General features: G+C 34.7%; 5 protein-coding genes and 1 pseudogene. 5 read left to right on the forward strand and 1 reads right to left on the reverse strand.

Annotated elements, in window-relative coordinates; translation table 11 throughout:
- From AC220I_RS19970 to AC220I_RS19990, 5 genes and pseudogenes are all read left to right on the forward strand, one after another.
- The coding region (locus tag AC220I_RS19970; RefSeq protein ID WP_486725625.1) for a hypothetical protein at positions 1-208 on the forward strand (208 nt) is incomplete at its 5' end.
- Between the two features lie 19 nt (positions 209-227).
- A pseudogene (locus AC220I_RS19975) lies at positions 228-353 on the forward strand (helix-turn-helix domain-containing protein); the annotation flags it as partial.
- 165 nt (positions 354-518) lie between these two features.
- Positions 519-1520, forward strand: a complete 1002-nt coding sequence (locus AC220I_RS19980; protein WP_486725629.1) for an IS30 family transposase — start codon at positions 519-521, stop codon at positions 1518-1520.
- Between the two features lie 400 nt (positions 1521-1920).
- Positions 1921-2298, forward strand: a complete 378-nt coding sequence (locus AC220I_RS19985; protein WP_486725626.1) for a PH domain-containing protein — start codon at positions 1921-1923, stop codon at positions 2296-2298.
- A gap of 119 nt (positions 2299-2417) precedes the next feature.
- Positions 2418-3023 (forward strand): bZIP transcription factor, encoded by a 606-nt coding sequence (locus AC220I_RS19990; RefSeq protein ID WP_486725627.1) that lies wholly within the window; start codon positions 2418-2420, stop codon positions 3021-3023.
- Positions 3024-3156: 133 nt separating this feature from the next.
- Here the strand turns inward: AC220I_RS19990 and AC220I_RS19995 are convergent.
- Positions 3157-3609 (reverse strand): hypothetical protein (locus tag AC220I_RS19995; protein ID WP_486725628.1); only part of this gene is annotated, 453 nt, incomplete at its 5' end.

A 3609-nucleotide genomic window follows, 5' to 3' on the forward strand; every position in this document is an offset into this window, starting at 1 on the left:
ACCCCTCGCGCTTACATTTCAAAAAATGAACAGAATTGTAAGAGATATGAAAAAGAAGGTGGACAAAGAGGTCGAATTGATTATCATTGGCGAAAATACCTTAAATGAAAAAGTAAATTCCGTTTACACCCATAAAACTGAAGTTAGTTCTGCAAACAGAAGTTACCCCAGCACAAATTTAGTATACTGTTATAGATATCTATCCTGACAAATCAGGAGAAAAAACTATGACAACAAAAGGAAAACATCTAACACTTCATGACAGACATTATATTGAAGATTCACTGAGTGAAGGCTATTCATTGAGTTCCATTGCAAGATACTTAAAGAAAGACCCTACTACTATTTCAAAAGAGATTAAGCGCAGTAGAGTTACATCGAGTAAAGAGAAAGTAGTAGGATACTCAACCTGTACGAATAAGAGCGGTTGCGATAAAAAGAATATCTGCTCTACCACTTGCAATCAGTTATGTAAGAAGTGCAACCTACAGAATTGTTACAGGATTTGTTCGCATTATATGCCTAAACAATGTTCTCAAATAACACGCTTTCCTCATGTTTGCAATGGCTGCAATCAAAAGATACGTTGTAAATTACAAAAGTATAGGTATCAGGCAAAGGTAGCTCAATCGATTTATGAAGAAGAGCTGTCAAATTCAAGACAGGGCATTACTTTAGATGAAAATGAACTGTCCGAGCTCGATGAATTAATCTCACCGCTTGTGTTAAAAGGGCAATCCATCGCACATATTTATGCGCATCACAAGCATGAGATTAAATGCTCTAAAAGGACGCTGTACATTTATTTTGAACAGAATTTATTTAGTGCACGGAATATCGATTTACCACGTAAGGTGAAATATAAGCCAAGAAAGAAAAAGCAAGATCCCGTAACCAGAACTCAACTTCATAGAATAGATCGCACTTACAAAGATTTTCTAACGTATATGGAGCAACATCCAGATAGCTATATCGTTGAAATGGATACTGTACACGGTGGTCATGGCGGAAAAACCCTATTGACTTTATTCTTCAGAAATACTTCTCTGATGCTTATATTTTTACTAGATGCATGTACTCAAGAGGAAGTAGAATATGTCTTTGATGATCTCTATCATTCGCTTGGTGAAGAAGCTTTTAAACGCTTATTTCCTGTCATTCTTACGGATAATGGATCAGAATTCAAGGCACCTGAGAGTATAGAATTTGATGATCACCATAGGCGCAGAACTCGCTTATATTACTGTGATCCCATGGCATCACATCAGAAAGGAGCCATTGAAAAAAATCATGAGTTCATAAGATATATTTTACCGCAGGGTAAGCGTTTTGATGAGCTTACACAGGAAAGGGTGACGCTGATGACTAATCACATCAATAGTACAGCAAGAGCCAATCTAAACGACCTTACACCGTTCAAATTGGCTCAGCTATTATTAGATGAATCTTTGATCAGCACTTGTAGGCTGGAACTTATTCCAGCTGACGAAGTTCATCTAAAACCTTCGCTACTGAAGTAGCTCATAAACAACAAAAATACTTGGATAGATATCGCGGAACTTAGTATTGCAATACTCAGATCAGCGGAATTTAGTCCTGCACGACCTTCCGGTGATCGTATTCACATGCAATAAATACCACTTATTTATGTTATTTGATTATGATTATATACCGTATTTAAGATATTGAACAGTAACTTATACATAAAAAGCTGAACTTACGTTTGCAATTCCAATGATTACGAAAAAGCGGAAGTTAGTTTTTCAATTAACGTTTAATTATTTTTAAGCTCTTAATTAGTATTACATATTCATACAACAGATTAGTCAAATGGTTTGATCCCTTTTAATCTTGATTTAGCTTATACTAGATTATCCACAGTAAAAAAACTGTCGATATAAAAAAATGGAGGTAGTATTTATGATTGATTTCAACTCAAACACCGTATTTAAACTCAAACCTATGGATCCCAAAAACGTTTTAAAACCCATTACTTCTTTTTTGTTGGATGACGAAGAAATTATTGGACTTTTCCAGACCATTCGTGACCAAGTTGTTTTTACTAACAAAAGAATTATTGCCGCAAATGTACAAGGCTTAACAGGTTCAAAAGTTGACTATACTTCTATGCCTTACAGTAAAATCCAAACTTTTTCTGTGGAAACTGCGGGTGTATTAGACTTAGATTGTGAATTAGAAATCTATATTGCTGCCGTTGGCAAAGTTAAGTTTGATATCAAGGGAAATTTTGATATCGTTAAGTTTAACAAAATCATTAGTGGATATGTATTATCCTAAGTACTTCATTTGATATTCATTAAATCAAATTCTTTTATTTAATGAATATCAGAAAAACTAACACATTTATTTAAAACAAATTTTCTTAAATTTAAAGATACTGTGAGGAAATAACAAAAATGATGTATTTTAAAAAAACAGTAACCCTTGTTATGATGTTGGCTATTATTTTAACATTAACATCATGTGCAAATGATACAGAAAAAATTACTCAAATTGAAGCTGAGCTGATAAAGCTCCAGGAAACAAATCAAGAACTAAAAAGTGAAATTGAAGCCTTAAAATCAGAACTCAAAACTTCAACATCAAAATCGGACTTAAGATTTACTTTCATAGAAAACACTTATCGTGAGTTGGCTGAAACTATTGAAAATGGTAAACCTGCTTACATATCTGCTTATAGCGAAGGCTATTCGGTTACAAAAACAGATATTGGCTCTATGTTGGTTACAGTAACAGATATCGAAGAGTACTTAACAGGGTATAATTTATACTTAGCTTTTGGAAACCCTAACAATATTACCCTAAACGGTGCAAAGGTCATTATTGCCTGCAAAAAGGATTCAAAAGATCAAAATCCTGTCGTTCAAGAGTTTGATATTACGGATAAACTTGACTCTGGTGAATGGACCACATCAAAATTTACTTTGAAAAATATAAGCTCAGAAAAACTTTCCGTTATTGAAGTTACAATTATCCCAGACAATATTGCTTTATATAACTAATAAAAATCCCAAATCAAGTTCTAAAACTGTGGCAATAATTGCCTAGTTTAAAAACCTTGAATTTGGGATTTTATTTAATCATTTATACAATGGTTATGGTTATACTGAACTTTACCTTGAATCAAACATTTAATCAAGGTCCTGCCGTTACTGTAATCGTAAAGGTTCTAGTCACTGTAATCATTCCATTTTCTTCTGTTATGACAACAATGGTAAGCGGTATCGCAGCAGGAATTGTGTAATCATTTCCACTTGTATAAGGATTACCATTGATTGTTATCGTAGAAGTTGCTGAGCCACCGTCGACAACTGTAAACTTAATTGCAGCTGAAGTGGTCGCATACCAACCTGTAACTGCACCAGTGGTATCTGTACCACCAGCTACTGGTATTGCAACATTTGTAACGCCACCTACTGGATTGGTACTGCCCACAGCAAGTGTAATTGCACTTGGTGATGTCGCATTCACGGCTGGCACTGCCGCAGCAACTGTCACCGTAAAGGTTCTTGCCACAGTTGTTTTACCAGTTTCTGAAGTGGTCACAACGATGGTTAAATTCGAAGTAGAAGGAACCGTATAGTCAGC

The organism is Fusibacter sp. (assembly GCF_057447755.1).